This is a genomic window from Gordonia sp. B8661-1, from assembly GCF_059427765.1.
Genome location: NZ_JCAHRL010000005.1, coordinates 106,399 through 121,879 on the forward strand (window position 1 = coordinate 106,399; position 15,481 = coordinate 121,879).

Sequence of the window (15,481 nt, forward strand, 5' to 3'; positions counted from 1 at the left end):
TGGCCACTATGGGGTGCCGGATGAGGAAACGCCGGGACGCGTCGGCCGTCGTCGAGACCGGTGCCGACCGACCACGTACCCTGAAATACGTGCAACGCCAGATCGTCGACTACGCCCTGCAACGGCGGTCACGGCTGTCTGATGTCCACGCGGGCCGGACGGCCGTGGCGGACGTGTGCGATGCGAGTCCGTACCTGCTGCGAGCCGCGAAATTCCATGGCAGGCAATCGGAAACCGTGTGCCCCATCTGCCGGAAGGAACAGGTCACCCTGGTGTCCTGGGTCTTCGGCGACAAGCTGGGGCAGGTGTCGGGTTCCGCGCGGACCAACGAGGAGATCGGTCGCCTCGCGGCCACGGCCGAAGAGTTCTCGGTACACGTCGTCGAGGTGTGCCGGACCTGCAGCTGGAACCATCTCGTTCTGTCGTACGTTGCGGGATTGCCGCCACGATCCACGCGCACCCGGCGCGTGGCGAAGTAGTCGGCACCAGGTCCGTCGACGTGTGAAGAGTTTTGCCGGACCGGCCCCGCATGCGTCACAGTGGTAGATAACAAATTGGTGACGGTCCGTGGTCGGGCGAGGCGCAGTGACCTGACGAGAAGGTTCATCGCGACCGCCGTGCGTATGCGCGGGCCGGTCGCAGGAAGTCGCAGGAAAGGAACGGTGGGGCGATGAGCAGCACACCGACGTCGTCGCGGGGGAACGCGGGCCGTGATTCGGCCTCCCCGGACGACAAGACCCGCAGCCGCCATCGGCTCATCGCCTGGGTGTTCGGCCTCATCGGCGGCATCGTGCCCGCCGTGATGCTGATCGGCATCCTGGTCTTCGCCTTCACCTATCTCGGCGCATCCGTGCCCGCACCCGGTGACATCAAGCAGAACCAGGTCGCCACCATCCTCAACAGCAGCGGGAAGACGATCGCGCGGGTGGTCCCGCCCGAGGGCAACCGCAGCGACGTCAAGATCTCCGACATCCCGAAGTCCATGCAGGACGCGGTGATCGCGGCCGAGGACCGCGAATTCAAGACGAACTCCGGCTTCTCGATCCGCGGACTCTCGCGCGCGGTGATCGGCCAGATCACCGGCAACGGCGGCGAGGCCGGCGGCGGCTCGACGATCACCCAGCAGTACGTGAAGAACGCCCTCGTCGGCGACGAACGCAGCTTCAAACGCAAATTCAACGAGCTCGCGATCGCGACCAAGATGTCCAACGAATGGTCCAAGGACGACATCATGGCCGCCTACCTCAACACCATCTACTTCGGTCGCGGTGCCTACGGTGTCTCCGCGGCCGCCCAGGCCTACTTCCGCAAGGACGTCCGCAAGCTGACCGTCGCCGAATCCGCGGTCCTCGCGTCGTCGATCCGGTCGCCGTCCTATTACGACCCCGAGGTGAACAAGAAGGCCGCCGAGGATCGTTGGGAGTACGTGCTCAACGGCATGGTGTCCATCGGTGCGCTCGCACCCGCGGATCGCGCGAACCAGAAGTACCCGCGTGTGTTCGAGGCGAAGGCGCAGACCGACGACACCCCGGGTCCGAACGGACTCATCAAGCAGCAGGTACTCGCCGAACTCGGCAAGCTGAACATCACCGAGCAGCAGGTGCGCACCGAAGGCCTGAAGGTCACCACGACCATCGATCCGCAGGTGCAGAAGTCCCTGGTCTCGGCGTCGAAGGACAAGCTCGAGGGCGAACCGGCCAAGCTGCGCTCGGCCTCGGTGTCCATCGATCCCGCGACCGGCGGGGTGAAGGGCTACTTCGGTGGCAACCAGGGCAGCGGCTGGGACTACGCGCAGGCCGGTCTGCAGACCGGTTCGTCGTTCAAGGTCTTCGCCCTCGTCGCGGCACTCGAGCAGGGCATCCCGCTCTCCAAGGTCTACAGCTCGGCTCCCTACGAGGGTGCCGGCGGACTGGTCGTCGAGAACTCCGACGGCGAGAGCTGCGGCAGCTGCAATCTGGCCACCGCCATGAAGATGTCGCTCAACACGGTGTACTACCGGCTGATGATGGACCTCGACGGCCAGGCCCAGGCAGTGGCCGACGCCGCGCACAAGGCGGGTGTGGCGAAGAGCTTCGGCAACGTCACGCAGACGCTGCAGCAGAAGGACGGCGGCGTCGAGGGCGGCGTGGTGCTCGGACAGTATCCGTCCCGGGTCATCGACATGGCGTCCGCGTACGCGACGCTGGCCGCCTCCGGTGTCTACCGCGAGCCGTACATGGTGCAGAAGGTGGAGACCTCCGACGGTGACGTGCTCTTCGAGCATCAGCCGAATCAGGGCAAGCGGGTCTTCCCCAAGAAGGTCACCGACAACGTGACCGCGGCCCTGCAGCCGATCGCGTCGTACTCGAACGGCAACGGCCTGTCCGATCCCAATCTCGGCTCCCGGCCCTCCGCCGCGAAGACCGGCACCGCCCAGCTCGGCGACACCGGTCAGAACAAGGACGCCTGGATGGTCGGCTACACGCCGCAGCTGGCGACCGCGGTCTGGGTGGGCACCGACAAGGGCACCGCACTGGTGAACTACGGCGGCGCATCGATCTACGGCAGCGGGCTGCCCGCCCAGATCTGGCGTCAGGGCATGAACGGTGCGCTCGAGGGCAAACCGATCGAGGAATTCCCGGAGCCCGAGGCGGTCGGCGGTCAGGCCGGCGTGCCGTATGAGGCGCCCGCGCAGACCTACGACCAGGGACCGACGACCCGCAACCCGGGTCGCGGCGGCCCCCAGCTGCCTCCTCTCCCGCGTCTTCCCGGCGGTGACGGCGGCGGAGGCGGCGGAGGTGGCATCACCTTGGCTCCCGGCGTGACCATCCCCCTTCCCGGTAACCCCGGCGGTGGTGCCGGCAACTACAACGGCGACGGTGGCGGCGGAAACGGTGGCGGAAACGGCAACGGGAACGGCGGCAACGGAAACGGCGGTGGCGCAGGCGATGCGGGCCCCGGTGCCAATGGCGGAGACGTTCCCGAACCCCCGATGGGCTGAGCCGATCGGCGACCGTGGCAGACGACGAATCACAGACGACTCCCGTTGACTCCCCGGCACCCCTGGCGTCGGACCTGCGTGTCGACTCCGACCGGGTGCTGCCGAGTAGAACCGATGTGGTGGTTCGTGAGGCCTCCGACGCCGTCGGCGGACCGGTAGGTCGCCACGCGGCCGTCGGGCGGAGCCGGCTGTGGACGCCTCTGCGCGTGCTGTTCGCGCTCGCGCTGTGCGCCCTCGCGCTCGGATGGTTCGGCAAGGCCGGATGTCTCCAGCAGGCGCCGGCGGACCGGAACACCGAATCCGGGGTGTCGCTCCGGCTCGACTGGGACGACCAGCGCCAGTACACCAATCTCTGCTACTCCGACGTGATCGGACTGTACGGCGCCGAGCGACTCGATCAGGGGGCCTTCCCGTATCGCACCTACTGGTATCAGAAGGATGCCGACGGCAACCAGGTGAAGCGCTACATGGAGTATCCGGTGATCACCGGGCTCTACATGTACGGCGTTGCCTGGCTGGCGCAGCAATGGGGTGCGGCACATACGAATTGGGGCGTTCCGGGCGCGCTCGACGTGGTGCTGTTCTTCAATCTCGCGGCGCTCGGGCTCGCACTGTTCTGGCTCGTGACCATCTGGGCGACCGCGCGGACGGCCCGGACGCGGGTGTGGTCGACGTGGCTGGCCGCACTGTCGCCGCTGGTGATCGTCCATGTGTTCACCAACTTCGACGCCATCGCCACCGCCGCGGTTGCCGTCGCCATCCTCTGCTGGGCGCGCCGGAAGCCGTGGCTGGCAGGCGTTTTCATCGGCCTGGGCACCGCGGCGAAGCTGTACCCGGTACTGCTGCTGGTGGCCTTGCTGATCCTGTGTCTGCGATCGGGCAAGGTGCGGGAATTCGGTGCGGCCGCCGGCGCGGCATTAGTGACCTGGGTGCTGGTCAATCTGCCGATCTTCGTGCTCTACCGCCGCGGATGGTGGGAGTTCTTCGGCTTCAACTCCGATCGCGCGCCCGAGCAGGACAGCCTGTACCGGGTCATCAGCGATGCCGCCGGATTCGCGTGGAACACCACCGTGATCAACGCGCTGTTCGTCGGACTCCTGCTGCTCGTGGTGGGGGCCGTCGGGGCCATCGGGCTGACCGCGCCGCAGCGTCCGCGACTGGCGCAGATCCTGTTCCTGCTCGTCGCCGGATTTCTGCTCGTCAACAAGGTGTGGAGTCCGCAGTACTCGCTGTGGCTGGTACCGCTTGCGGTGCTGGCGATTCCGCACACGCGGTTGTTGATGGCGTGGATGGTGATCGATGCCCTGGTGTGGGTGCCGCGGATGGGGTTGTACCTGGATCCCGGTCGTCGCTGGTTGCCCGATGAATGGTTCACCGCGGCCATCGTGCTGCGAGCCGTCATGGTTCTCGCCCTGTGTGCGGTGGTGATCTGGGAGATCTGGCACCCCGAGGACGACCTCGTGCGGCGTCCGTTGCGTTCCGCGCCGGACCGACTGCTGGATGATCCCGCGGGCGGCGTCCTCGACGGCGCACCGGACCGAATCGGAGTGAGCCGCAAGCAGATCGGTCGCCGACAGCCATCGCTTGCGCAGCATCCGGGCTCCGTCGACGCCTTCGAGGTCCCGCAATGACCGTCAGTCGATCCCGTCGTGCGCGTGCAGGACGGAAGCGGGCCCGGCGTATGCGCGCCGCGAACAACGATCTGACTCCCGCCGAATGGCTTGCGGTGCAACAGGCCTGGGGTGCGTGCGCCTACTGCGGAACCAGCGGTGTCGTACTGCAGAAGGATTGCGTGCAGCCGCTGTCGGTCGGCGGTCGATACACGGTGACCAATGTGGTGCCCGCCTGCCGGTCCTGCAATGCCAGCAAGTGCAATTCCGAGGTCACCACGTGGATGCGCCGCAAGAAACTCGATGAGGGGGCATTCCTGCGCAGGCTCGTCGAGGCCCGGCAGGTTCTCGCCGCCTCCGTCGTGGAGGACGATCAGGAGTAGCGCGAAATCCGTTCGAGGAGACGTGCTTTCGCCTCCGGCCAGTCGTCGTCGACCATGGCGTACTGAGCGGTCGTCCGCCAGCCGTCACCGAAGCGGCGGTGTTTGCGCAACAGACCTTCGAAGCTCGCCCCGAGTTTCACGATGGCGGCACGTGACTGCGCGTTGTGCTCGTGGGTGTGCCAGACGACCCGGATGGCACCGCAGTCCTCGAAGGCGTGGCGTAGCAACAGGTATTTCGCTGTCGGGTTGATCGCGGTGCCCTGTGCGGACTCGGTGTAGAAGGTGTAACCGATGGCGGCCGTGAGGTTATCGGCGTCGATGTCGTAGTAGCTGGTGCTGCCGACGAGCCGGTCGTCGGCGGTGTCGACGACGGCATAGGCCACCCGCTGCTCGGGGTGTGCCTGCGCCGTCTCGATGAAGGCCTGCGCGGAGGCGGGATCGTGGGGCAGTGGATTCGTCCACCGGAAGCGTGCCGGATCGCCGACGACGCCGGCCAGCGCCTCGGCATCGTCGACGGTGAACGGCCGCAACAACACCCGGCCCTCGGTCATCGGTTCGGTACCCAGCCAGGAACTCATGAACGCCCGGACAGGTAGGCCGGCACGAGAGCGGGGTCGGGACGGTGTACACGACGGCCGAAGGAGGCCAGGGGTTCTCGCATCGGCGTCCGCACGAATCCCAGGATTCCGTAGAACAGCAGCAGTGCGTGCACCCACACCCCGAGGTTCACTCCGGTGATCACCCACCACTTCATCTCCGAGCCGGACGAGTAGATGCCGAAGAGCCGGAAGATCGTGAGGTCGAGTGCGAGATCGGCTGCGAGATAGGCGAAGATGACCGGCCACGGCACGCGCAGCAGGACGAAGAACGGCAGAATCCACAGGGTGTACTGCGGGGAGTGGACCTTGTGGAACACCATGAATCCCGCCAGCATCGAGCCCGCGACGCCGAGCCACGGATAGATGCCGGTGCGCTGATACACCCGCCAGCCCAGATAGACCGAGACCGCGAAGGCGCACATGATCAGCATCGGGGAGAGCAGGCCGACCAGCGAGTTATAGGTGTCGTTCTGCCCGCCGGTGAGATGGCGCAGCCCCCAGTACCAGATGGAGTTGGTGTCGACGTCGGCTTTGCGCTTGCCCTGGAAGGACAATGCCGCACGCCAGCCCTCGAAGCCGAGGATCATGAACGGCGCCTGGATGACGATCACCGTGAGCGTCGCCGCGCCGGCCACCCAGGCCGCGCCGACCCAGTCGAGGAACCCGCGTCGATCGCCGGGAGTCGTTGCGGCGCCCGATGGTTCGGCGGTGTAGGTGAGCACATAGATCGCGAGCGGCAGGACGAAGAACCCCGGATACAGCTTGAGGCAGAAGCCGACGGCCAGCAGGATCGCCGCCAGTACGGCGGCGGTGCGTACCGATAGTCGTCGCTGCCCGGTGCGCGGGCTGGTCGTCGCACCCCACGCCATCACCGCCACGGCGGCGACCGTCGTGAACACCACCGGCAGTTCCCAGTTGTGGAAGGCGTAGAGCACCAGCGGAGGTGTCGCCGCCCAGAGCAGCACCCACCAGCGGGTCATCAGGGCCAACAGGATGGTGATCGCGAATCCGAAGGGTGCGAGCAGCCAGACCGAATGCTGGAAGAACTCGACGTCGGTGTCCGCGCCGATCGCGCCGAGCCACATGAACATGCCCGACAGCACCGGGTATTCGACGACGCCGCCGAACAGTTTGCCGTCCGGGGTGATGCCGCCGTGGATGAACGGGAAGACGTGATTGTTGATGTCCCGTCCGACCCACAGGTACATCAGGTCCGAGTAGCAGGGGATGACGGCATCGGGATCACCGACGGGCCATCGCCTGCTCCGCCCGTCCGGGAAGAACGGCGGTCCGCCGCACGCGATCTTCGCGTGGTAGCTCCATGCCATCGTGACGGCCGTGGCCAACAGCGAGGTGAGCAGGATCAGGATCATCTGGCCGCGACCGGCGAATGTGCCTGCCGTGCGCGACGCCGCAGCCGGGCGCTGTGCGGGGGCGTCGGACATGGACTACAGGTTAGGTCGTCGGCCGGAGAACCCCGAATCGACCTCGCCCGCGCCTATCATCGGGCCCATGACAGCACCGGCGGTCCTCACGTGTTCGCGCGCCATCCCGGTCGACGTCGCGACGGCGTTCGGTGGAACGCTGCCGATTCCACTGCCGGTGATCTTCCGCCGCTGGTACGGACCGATCGCGCCGGTGCGGTCGACCAGCGGCCCCGAACCGTGGGGCACGGTCGGACAGTCCCGCGTCGTCAACCAGGTCGGTGGCGGCAGCATGCACGAAGAACTGGTCGCCGTCGATGCGCCGCACTCCTTCTCCTACCAGCTCACCGACATCTCCGGTCCGCTGAAACCGCTCATCGAGCGCATCTCGGGCCGGTGGTCGTTCGATCCGGTCGGCACCGGCACCCGTGTGACCTGGGAATGGCGGCTGCATCCGGCCTCCCGTGCCGCCGCGCTCGCGGTGCCGGTGATCGGCAGGCTGTGGCAGGGCTACGCGCGTCAGGCGCTCGAGGAACTGTCCGCGCACCTGCTCGCGGATGAGAAGCCCGCGGGGAGCGATTTCGCAGGTCAGGGGTAGGTCATGTATCTTGGACCGGTTGCCGACGCAGGCGACCCTCCTGCCGCGGACAGTCCGCGGCCGACCTAGCCCATAGGAGGTGATGTGGTCTTATGCGTCACTACGAATTGATGGTCATCCTCGATCCGAATCTGGACGAGCGCACTGTCTCCCCCTCACTGGATACCTTCCTCAACGTTGTCCGACAGGACGGCGGCAAGGTGGACAACGTCGATATCTGGGGCAAGCGCCGTCTTGCCTACGAGATCGCCAAGCACAACGAGGGCATCTACGCGGTCATCGACCTCAATGCCGAGCCCGCGACGGTCACCGAGCTCGACCGTCAGCTCAAGCTGAACGAGTCGGTGCTGCGCACCAAGGTCCTGCGGAAGTAATCCACAAGACTTGTCCTGATCGAGCGAACTCGTCGGTGCCGGACCCTAGGGTTGACCCAGAGTCCCGGCGCACATCGATCAGCGAGTGCCCATCCACGATCCCAAGGGGAGAGACATGGCAGGCGATACCGTCATCACCGTCGTTGGCAACCTGACCGCAGATCCGGAGCTCCGGTTCACGCCGTCGGGAGCAGCGGTGGCCAACTTCACGGTGGCCTCCACGCCGCGCACCTTCGACCGTCAGACCAATGAGTGGAAGGACGGCGAAGCGCTGTTCCTCCGCTGCAACATCTGGCGGGACGCGGCGGAGAACGTCACCGAGAGTCTGTCCAAGGGAACCCGCGTCGTCGTGCAGGGCCGCCTCAAGCAGCGGTCCTTCGAGACCAAAGAGGGCGAACGGCGCACCGTGGTGGAACTCGAGGTCGATGAGATCGGTCCCTCGCTGAAATACGCGACCGCGAAGGTCAACAAGGCCTCGCGCGGTGGCGGTGGTGGTGGATTCTCGTCCGGTGGTGGCGGTGGCAACCGTCCCAGCGGCGGTGGATCCGGCCAGCAGGTCGCCGACGATCCGTGGGGCAGTGCGCCCGCGAGCGGATCCTTCGGCGGCGGGGACGACGAACCACCCTTCTAGAACACACCTGGAGTACCAATGGCAAAAGCACGAAGCACGCGGAAGCCGCGCGTCGAAAAGGTCACCAAGACCAAGGCGTGCAGCTTCTGCAAAGACAAGAAGGCCGTCATCGACTACAAGGACACCGCGCTGCTGCGCCGTTTCCTGTCGGACCGCGGCAAGATCCGGTCGCGTCGCGTGACCGGTAACTGCGTCCAGCATCAGCGCGATGTGGCCGTGGCCGTGAAGAACTCGCGTGAGGTGGCTCTGCTGCCGTTCACGTCGACCGGACGCTGAGCGGAAAGGGACTGATATGAAACTCATCCTCACCGCCGCCGTGGAGAACCTCGGCGAAGCAGGCGACCTCGTGGAGGTCAAGGACGGCTACGCCCGCAACTACCTCCTGCCGCGTTCGCTGGCCATCGTCGCCACCCGTGGCGCCGAGAAGCAGGTCGACGACATCCGTCGCGCGCAGGCCGCCCGCGAGGTCCGTGGTCTCGAGCACGCCAACGAGCTGAAGCAGGCCATCGAGGGCCTGACCGACGTCTCGCTGAACGTGAAGACCCACGACTCGGGCAAGCTGTTCGGCTCGGTCACCGCGGCCGACGTCGCGGGTGCGATCAAGTCGGCCGGTGGACCGGTCGTCGACAAGCGCACCGTCGAACTGCCGAAGGGCCACATCAAGGCCACCGGCAGCTACCCGGTCGTCGTGAACCTGCACCCCGATGTGCAGGCGAACGTCGAGCTGGCGGTCGTCGCCGGCTGATACGCCACACAAAGCCGTTACGGCCCGCCCGACCTTCGAGGTCGTGGCGGGCCGTTTCGTTGTGGTGCAGGTGATCTCGATACGCGCTCGGCTATCGCCTCGCGCTACTCGATCAGCGGGGAGGGGTCCGTTGGTCGAGTAGCCCGCGAGCGCAGCGGGTTTTCCGCTGGTCGAGAAGCCTACGAGCGCAGCGGGTTTTCGTTGGTCGAGTAGCCTCCGAGCGCAGCGAGGCGGCGTATCGAGACCCGCTCAGGCGGGTACGCCCGGTCTGGACGGCAGCTGATTCCAGTACTGCAGCCGGGGCGGCAGCAGACGCGGCGCGGGATTGTTGCCGTGCGCGATGTCGCCGGACGGATAGAAGAATTTGTGCCAGCCCGGCTGCAGGATGAACGCCCGGTCGCCGGTGCGGCAGGCCACGGTGTCCGGACGGGGCGCGGTGCATGTGGTTCCGCCGATGGTGAGGCGTGTGCCCACCCGCAGCACGGGAGCGCGGAAGCCGGACGGCGCGGCGAAGCGATAGTTCGACCAGTCCGGCACCCACGACGGCCCCTGTTGATCGCCGGAGATGGCGACGCCTCGCACGGCCGGGGGAGCGGTGTTGGGCCTGCCCTGGCAGCCGACGTACCGATAGCCCGGACCGACGCGGCACAACCACTTCCCGACGCGGAGGAAGCCGCCGCCGTTGTCCGCATAGCTGAGCGGTCGATATGCCCCCGGATTCACCGGCTGGTAGCGCGAGAGATCGAATTCGACGGGCAGTGGGGGCCTGGCAGGTGCGGCCGACACGGCGGCGGCTCCGGCCGTCCAGGACCCCGTGACGAGTGCGGCGGCCACTGCCGCCGTGGCGAAGAACCTCGTGGCGCGACGACCCTTGCGTGTGAACACGGTGATGTCCCCCAGACCCCGGTGATGCGTACGGCTTCGGTGCACGCTGTCCGCCGACGGCGTCGGCGGGTCTTCGGACCATAGCGCACACCATTCCGCCGGGGCAGCTGTAACCGGGGCCACATCGAATATTCACCAGGTTGTTGCGTCGCGGTCGTTGCAGGTCGGGTCGTCCGCGGCAGCAACACGCCGAAGGGACATGTCCAGGGGACACGCCGAGGCAATTTTCCGCACCGACTGTGTATAACTCAGATGCCCTCTGACCTGCACATTGTTAAACCCGACGGCGGTAATTCCCCATGTCATGCACAGGCGGTGCACAACGGTTCCGAGCGCGTCCACAATCGGTCCACAACTTCCTGACAGAGTTGTCCCCAACACGGTTTGAGTACCCGGCCGTGATGGATCTAATCTGCTCCGACGTGCCTGTCACAGATCGTGAGCGATCTGTTTGTCGGTGCCCGGCGCTAAGACGGGTGTCAAGCAGGTAGATGCAATTGGCAGCGTGACCGGACAGGTCGGCGCGGTAGGACTTCTCCGGGAGGTTGGACGCTCGTGGCAGTCGTCGATGAACGCGGGCATGAGCCGGGCCGGATGGAGCCGGTGTCGGGTGGCCGCAAGGGCGGACGCGACGACGGCGATGCGATCTCCGGTGAGGTCATGCCGACCGAGGAGTTCGGTCGGCAACCTCCGCAGGACATGGCAGCCGAACAGTCGGTGCTCGGCGGCATGCTGCTGTCGAAGGACGCGATCGCCGACGTCGTCGAGAAGCTGCGTTCGGCGGACTTCTACCGACCCGCACACCAGGCCGTGTACGAGGCGATCCTGGAGCTGTACGGCAAGGGCGAGCCCGCCGATGCCGTGACCGTCTCCGCGGAGCTCGAGCGTGCCGGTGAGCTGCGCCGCGTGGGCGGCGCCCCGTACCTGCACACCCTGATCTCCACGGTGCCGACCGCGGCCAACGCCGGCTACTACGCGGAGATCGTCGCGGAGAAGGCCATCCTGCGGCGCCTGGTGGAGGCCGGTACCCGCATCGTGCAGTTCGGTTATGCCGGCGCCGACGGCCAGGACGTCGCGGAGGTCGTCGACCGCGCGCAGGCCGAGGTGTACGAGGTCACCGAGCGCCGCACCGCCGAGGACTACGTGCCGCTGGAGGAGCTGCTCCAGCCGACGATGGACGAGATCGATTCGATCGCCTCGCGCGGCGGATTGTCGCTGGGTGTGCCCACCGGTTTCGCCGATCTGGACAAGATCACCAACGGTCTGCATCCGGGGCAGATGATCATCGTCGCAGCCCGTCCCGGTGTAGGCAAAGCGCTGTCCCTGGACACACCGCTGCCGACGCCCACCGGCTGGACCACCATGGGCAAGGTCGCCGTGGGCGATCGCCTGCTCGATGCGCGGGGCAACCCGACGACGGTGATCGCGGCGACCGAGGTGATGACCGAACGGCCGTGCTACGAGGTGTCGTTCGACGACGGCTCGGTGCTGCTGGCCGACCGCGACCATCAGTGGGTCGTCGAGGTCGACGACGAGCGGCGCACGATGACGACCGAGGCGCTGCAGGTTCATGCCGGTGCGGCCGCCGTCCGGAACACCGCGCCGCTGGATCTTCCGCGCAGGCGTTTCGCCTACGGCCCGTACACTGTGGCCGCGCTCGCCGGGATGGCCTTCGACGACCCGGAGATCGGGATGCGCATCGACGCCGAGGGGCCCGTCGACGTGATGACGCTGATGGCCGACCTCGGTGGACGGATCCCGTCGGAGTATCTGCGTGGTTCCATCGCGCAGCGCCGTGCCCTGCTGGCCGGTCTGCTGGACGCGCGGGCCACCGTCGACGACGACGGCTGGATCACCGTGCCCGCCGCGACCCGTCACATGACCGCCGTGGTCGCCGATCTCGTCGCGGGACTCGGCTACACCTACAAGCGGTCGGCCACCGGCTGGCTGCGTGTCGATGCCGACGACGACGTGTTCACGGTGCACCACAAGGCCATTCGGCACAAGGAACTCCGGCGGCGTTCCGGTGTGCGGCGGGTCGTCGGTGTACGGGCCGTGGAGAGTGTGCCGGTGCGGTGCGTCGAGGTCGACAACGACGAGCACATGTATCTCGCCGGTGAGGCCATGGTGCCCACCCACAACTCCACGCTCGCCATGGACTTCCTGCGCTCGTGCTCGATCCACAACAAGAAGACCAGCGCCATGTTCTCGCTGGAAATGTCGAAGACCGAGATCGTCATGCGCCTGCTCTCCGCGGAGGCGAAGGTCAAACTCGGCGACATGCGCTCCGGTTCGATGACCGACGACGACTGGACCCGTCTCGCCCGCCGCATGGGGGAGATCTCCGAATCGCCGCTCTACATTGATGATTCGCCGAACCTCACCATGATGGAGATCCGCGCCAAGGCGCGTCGCCTCAAGCAGCGCAACGACCTCAAACTCGTCGTCGTCGACTACATGCAGCTGATGACATCCGGCAAGAAGGTCGAGTCCCGTCAGCAGGAAGTCTCCGAGTTCTCACGCCAATTGAAGCTTCTCGCAAAGGAACTCGAGGTTCCGGTGGTCGCGATCAGTCAGCTGAACCGTGGTCCCGAACAGCGCACCGACAAACGGCCCCAGGTCTCCGACCTCCGCGAGTCCGGCTCACTGGAGCAGGACGCCGACATGGTCATCCTGCTTCATCGCCCGGACGCCTTTGAACGCGACGACCCCCGCGCCGGCGAGGCCGACATCATCCTCGGCAAACACCGCAACGGCCCCACCGCCACGATTACTGTTGCGCACCAACTGCATTTGTCGAAGTTCGTCGATATGGCGCGAGGCTAACCCTTCGTCGTCGTTACCGATCGTCTCGCCCAGATCAGGCCGGTCGCCAGCGCGGCCAGTGTCGCGAATACAACGCACGCGGTAGCCATTCCGGCGCTGAAGAAGATCATCCCGAGTGCGGCGACACCGATCGCGCCCGCGGCTTGCTGTGCGGTGGTGAGCATCCCCGATGCGCTTCCCGCCGAGGGTGTTTCGACCTGCGCCAGTGCGCCACCGATCAGAGGGGGCAGCAGGAGGCCGTTGCCGAATCCGATCAGACCAAGGGCAGGCAGCAGCATAACCGGGCCGGTTTTGGCGTCCGTCGCCCAGAGTTGGATGGCCAGTGCCCCTAGCCCGGCGACCGCCATCAGGCCTCCGGCGGTCGGTACCGATCGACCGAACCGTACGGTGAGTTGTCCGCTCGCCAGAGAGCTCACACTGAACAGTACGGCCTGCGGCAAGAACGCCAGCGCGGCCTTCAGCGGGTCGAGGCCCAGGTCGTCCTGCAGGAGTAGTGCGAGGCTGAACATGTATGCGCCGAAATAGAATTGGAACAGCGCGACGGCGCCCAGCAGTCGCACGAACGATCGGTTCCGAAGCAGTCTGGGGTTGAGGACCGGTTCGCCGCGTCGTGCGAGCAGTGTTCGCTGCCATCGCCAGGTCGCCCAGCCCGTCAGCGTGGCCGAGGCCAGGCACACCCACGTCCACGCGGGCCAGCCGGCTTCACGCCCCAGGGTCAGAGGTGTCAGCACGAGGACGAGGGTGGCAGTCATGCCCAGCGCGCCGGGAACGTCGAACCGCCGGTGCGGGCCGGTGATCGCGGGCAGCGTGCGCAGCGCCAGCACGCAGGCGATCGCGCCGATCGGCACGTTCACGAGAAACACTGTGCGCCAACCCAAGCCGAGGATATCCAGGTTCAGGAGAACTCCGCCGAGGAGCTGACCGGCGATGCCGCCGATACCGGCTGCGGCGCCGTACCATGCGGTGGCCCTGCCGCGCTGCTCGGCCGGGAAACGTGCGGCGACGAGCGAGAGCACCTGCGGGACCATGACAGCGGCGGCGGCGCCCTGGGCGAGGCGGGCGACGACCAGCTGTTCGGGATTCTGCGCCACCCCGCACAGCAGTGACGTCACGCTGAACGCGGCCATACCGGCCACGAACATGCGCCGGTAGCCGAATCGATCCCCGAGCCGTCCGCCGGTGATGAGACCTGCGGCATAGGTCGATGCGTACCCGGACACGATCAATTCGAGGGCCGCTTCGTTCGCGCCGAAATCCCTGTGCAGCACTTCGGTTGTGACGTTCACGACGAAGAGGTCGAAGCTCGCCATCGCGGTCGCGATGAGGGCCACGGCCAACATCCGGAAGTCCGCCGGCGTCGCCGGCGTCGTCCGATTCGAGGAGAGCCCCGTCTCTGCCATCGTTCAGGTCTATCATGGACATTGAATATCTATCAATACCACGAAACGCTAGACTGTCCCCATGAAGCTGTCCCAAGGGGTGGAGTGGGCCATGCACTGTTGTGTGGTGCTCGTCGACGCGCCACCGGGCACACCGGTTCCGCGCAGTACGCTGGCCGGCTACTACGGTCTGCCGGACGCCTACCTCGCGAAGCATCTCAAGTCGTTGTCGGCGGCGGGGATCCTGATCGCCACGTCCGGTCCGCGAGGCGGTTTCCGGCTTGCCCGTGACGCCGCCGAGATCACCGTGCTCGACGTCGTGGAGGCCGTGGACGGGACTGCTCCGCCATTCGTCTGTACCGAGATCCGGCAGCGCGGAGCATGCGCGGTGCCCGCTGAATTGTGCACCGGCCCCTGCGATATCGCGCGGATCATGGATGACGCCGACGCGGCGTGGCGGGAATCGTTACGTGCCACCACCATCGCCGACATCAGCAAGCGGCTGCCCTCGGTGTCCCATCGGCGGGCGCGAGCATGGCTGCAGGGTTCGACCGATGCGTTACCCGCATATAGGCAGAAATCCGGCAGGTGACATGGGCTCTACCCGGTTCCGCCCACCGACGATCCGGCACCGAACGACGGCCGGATGTCAGGTTTCGGAGCTGCGCAGTGTCGTCGAAGTATGTACGTCACTTACCTCGTGGTCACCGTCCTGGCAGCCCTGATGACCGGTTACGCCTCATCCCTCGGTCTCCTCGGAGCGCACTCCGTCGAGACCGTGGCCGACGACCTCCGGATCGACCGTCGCTGGATGCGGCCGTTCGGCGTCCTGCTCGGGGCGGGTGCGGTCGGACTCCTCGTCGGCATCATCGTGCCGGGGATCGGTGCGGCGGCGTCGAGTGGGCTCGTGCTCTACTTCATCGGCGCGCTGGCGATGCATGGTCGCGTACGCGATACGAAGATCGGCGGGGCCGTGTTCTTCCTGCTGATGTCGGTGGCGGCACTGGTCACCCTGCTCGTCACTCGTCCGCTGTGGTGATCGGGCGA

The 15,481-nt window shown here is 66.7% G+C and carries 16 protein-coding genes; 12 read left to right on the forward strand and 4 right to left on the reverse strand.

Features of this window, described 5'->3' with window-relative positions; genetic code table 11:
- Window positions 1-89 precede the first annotated feature (89 nt).
- From AC4JJG_RS12350 to AC4JJG_RS12365, 4 genes are all read left to right on the forward strand, one after another.
- Window positions 90-479, forward strand: coding sequence for a DUF5318 family protein (locus tag AC4JJG_RS12350; RefSeq protein WP_495401689.1), 390 nt, complete (start codon window positions 90-92; stop codon window positions 477-479).
- A 191-nt stretch (window positions 480-670) separates the two neighbouring features.
- Window positions 671-2,980, forward strand: a complete 2,310-nt coding sequence (locus tag AC4JJG_RS12355; protein WP_495401573.1) for a transglycosylase domain-containing protein — start codon at window positions 671-673, stop codon at window positions 2,978-2,980.
- 14 nt (window positions 2,981-2,994) lie between these two features.
- Window positions 2,995-4,611 (forward strand): glycosyltransferase family 87 protein, encoded by a 1,617-nt coding sequence (locus AC4JJG_RS12360; protein WP_495401572.1) that lies wholly within the window; start codon window positions 2,995-2,997, stop codon window positions 4,609-4,611.
- Window positions 4,608-4,973, forward strand: coding sequence for an HNH endonuclease (locus AC4JJG_RS12365; protein ID WP_495401571.1), 366 nt, complete (start codon window positions 4,608-4,610; stop codon window positions 4,971-4,973). Before AC4JJG_RS12360 ends, AC4JJG_RS12365 begins: the two co-directional genes overlap by 4 nt.
- Here the strand turns inward: AC4JJG_RS12365 and AC4JJG_RS12370 are convergent.
- Window positions 4,964-5,551 carry a GNAT family N-acetyltransferase gene (locus tag AC4JJG_RS12370; protein ID WP_495401570.1) on the reverse strand — a complete coding sequence of 196 codons (588 nt, stop codon included), beginning with the start codon at window positions 5,549-5,551 and terminating at the stop codon, window positions 4,964-4,966. The genes AC4JJG_RS12365 and AC4JJG_RS12370 overlap by 10 nt on opposite strands.
- The gene (locus AC4JJG_RS12375) at window positions 5,548-7,017 is read right to left on the reverse strand and encodes a hypothetical protein (protein ID WP_495401569.1); all 1,470 of its coding nucleotides are present in this window, start codon (window positions 7,015-7,017) and stop codon (window positions 5,548-5,550) included. Before AC4JJG_RS12375 ends, AC4JJG_RS12370 begins: the two co-directional genes overlap by 4 nt.
- Window positions 7,018-7,084: 67 nt before the next feature.
- On the opposite strand from AC4JJG_RS12375, the gene AC4JJG_RS12380 reads away from it, so the two are divergent.
- The 5 genes from AC4JJG_RS12380 (at window position 7,085) to rplI (ending at window position 9,344) form a co-directional block, all read left to right on the forward strand.
- Window positions 7,085-7,594, forward strand: a complete 510-nt coding sequence (locus tag AC4JJG_RS12380) for an SRPBCC family protein (protein WP_495401568.1) — start codon at window positions 7,085-7,087, stop codon at window positions 7,592-7,594.
- Window positions 7,595-7,686: 92 nt separating this feature from the next.
- The gene (rpsF, locus tag AC4JJG_RS12385; protein ID WP_495401567.1) at window positions 7,687-7,968 is read left to right on the forward strand and encodes a 30S ribosomal protein S6; all 282 of its coding nucleotides are present in this window, start codon (window positions 7,687-7,689) and stop codon (window positions 7,966-7,968) included.
- Window positions 7,969-8,083: 115 nt separating this feature from the next.
- Window positions 8,084-8,599 (forward strand): single-stranded DNA-binding protein, encoded by a 516-nt coding sequence (locus AC4JJG_RS12390; protein WP_495401566.1) that lies wholly within the window; start codon window positions 8,084-8,086, stop codon window positions 8,597-8,599.
- A gap of 18 nt (window positions 8,600-8,617) precedes the next feature.
- Window positions 8,618-8,875 carry a 30S ribosomal protein S18 gene (gene rpsR, locus AC4JJG_RS12395; protein WP_495401565.1) on the forward strand — a complete coding sequence of 86 codons (258 nt, stop codon included), beginning with the start codon at window positions 8,618-8,620 and terminating at the stop codon, window positions 8,873-8,875.
- A gap of 16 nt (window positions 8,876-8,891) precedes the next feature.
- Window positions 8,892-9,344 (forward strand): 50S ribosomal protein L9, encoded by a 453-nt coding sequence (gene rplI / locus AC4JJG_RS12400; protein WP_495401564.1) that lies wholly within the window; start codon window positions 8,892-8,894, stop codon window positions 9,342-9,344.
- A 249-nt stretch (window positions 9,345-9,593) separates the two neighbouring features.
- On the opposite strand, the gene AC4JJG_RS12405 is transcribed toward rplI, so the two are convergent.
- Window positions 9,594-10,235 carry a hypothetical protein gene (locus AC4JJG_RS12405; protein ID WP_495401688.1) on the reverse strand — a complete coding sequence of 214 codons (642 nt, stop codon included), beginning with the start codon at window positions 10,233-10,235 and terminating at the stop codon, window positions 9,594-9,596.
- Window positions 10,236-10,784: 549 nt separating this feature from the next.
- Between AC4JJG_RS12405 and dnaB the strand changes: the two genes are divergently transcribed.
- Entirely contained in the window at window positions 10,785-13,055 is a 2,271-nt protein-coding gene (dnaB, locus tag AC4JJG_RS12410; RefSeq protein ID WP_495401563.1) for a replicative DNA helicase, read from the forward strand.
- Here the strand turns inward: dnaB and AC4JJG_RS12415 are convergent.
- Window positions 13,052-14,455: an MFS transporter gene (locus AC4JJG_RS12415; protein WP_495401562.1), complete on the reverse strand. Its 1,404-nt coding sequence runs from the start codon at window positions 14,453-14,455 to the stop codon at window positions 13,052-13,054. The genes dnaB and AC4JJG_RS12415 overlap by 4 nt on opposite strands.
- A 61-nt stretch (window positions 14,456-14,516) precedes the next feature.
- On the opposite strand from AC4JJG_RS12415, the gene AC4JJG_RS12420 reads away from it, so the two are divergent.
- Both AC4JJG_RS12420 and AC4JJG_RS12425 read left to right on the forward strand, forming a co-directional pair.
- On the forward strand, window positions 14,517-15,026 hold the full coding sequence (locus AC4JJG_RS12420; RefSeq protein ID WP_495401561.1) for an RrF2 family transcriptional regulator: 510 nt from the start codon (window positions 14,517-14,519) through the stop codon (window positions 15,024-15,026).
- 90 nt (window positions 15,027-15,116) lie between these two features.
- Complete coding sequence (locus tag AC4JJG_RS12425; RefSeq protein ID WP_495401560.1) at window positions 15,117-15,473, forward strand: DoxX family protein; 357 nt, start codon at window positions 15,117-15,119, stop codon at window positions 15,471-15,473.
- The last annotated feature ends 8 nt before the right edge of the window (window positions 15,474-15,481 follow it).

Coding starts and splice junctions, on each gene's coding strand:
- AC4JJG_RS12355 (WP_495401573.1), top strand. CDS start 671: ATGAGCAGCACACCGACGTCGTCGCGGGGGAACGCGGGCCGTGATTCG.
- AC4JJG_RS12365 (WP_495401571.1), top strand. CDS start 4,608: ATGACCGTCAGTCGATCCCGTCGTGCGCGTGCAGGACGGAAGCGGGCC.
- AC4JJG_RS12370 (WP_495401570.1), bottom strand. CDS start 5,551: ATGAGTTCCTGGCTGGGTACCGAACCGATGACCGAGGGCCGGGTGTTG.
- AC4JJG_RS12375 (WP_495401569.1), bottom strand. CDS start 7,017: ATGTCCGACGCCCCCGCACAGCGCCCGGCTGCGGCGTCGCGCACGGCA.
- AC4JJG_RS12380 (WP_495401568.1), top strand. CDS start 7,085: ATGACAGCACCGGCGGTCCTCACGTGTTCGCGCGCCATCCCGGTCGAC.
- rpsF (WP_495401567.1), top strand. CDS start 7,687: ATGCGTCACTACGAATTGATGGTCATCCTCGATCCGAATCTGGACGAG.
- AC4JJG_RS12390 (WP_495401566.1), top strand. CDS start 8,084: ATGGCAGGCGATACCGTCATCACCGTCGTTGGCAACCTGACCGCAGAT.
- rpsR (WP_495401565.1), top strand. CDS start 8,618: ATGGCAAAAGCACGAAGCACGCGGAAGCCGCGCGTCGAAAAGGTCACC.
- rplI (WP_495401564.1), top strand. CDS start 8,892: ATGAAACTCATCCTCACCGCCGCCGTGGAGAACCTCGGCGAAGCAGGC.
- AC4JJG_RS12415 (WP_495401562.1), bottom strand. CDS start 14,455: ATGGCAGAGACGGGGCTCTCCTCGAATCGGACGACGCCGGCGACGCCG.
- AC4JJG_RS12420 (WP_495401561.1), top strand. CDS start 14,517: ATGAAGCTGTCCCAAGGGGTGGAGTGGGCCATGCACTGTTGTGTGGTG.
- AC4JJG_RS12425 (WP_495401560.1), top strand. CDS start 15,117: ATGTACGTCACTTACCTCGTGGTCACCGTCCTGGCAGCCCTGATGACC.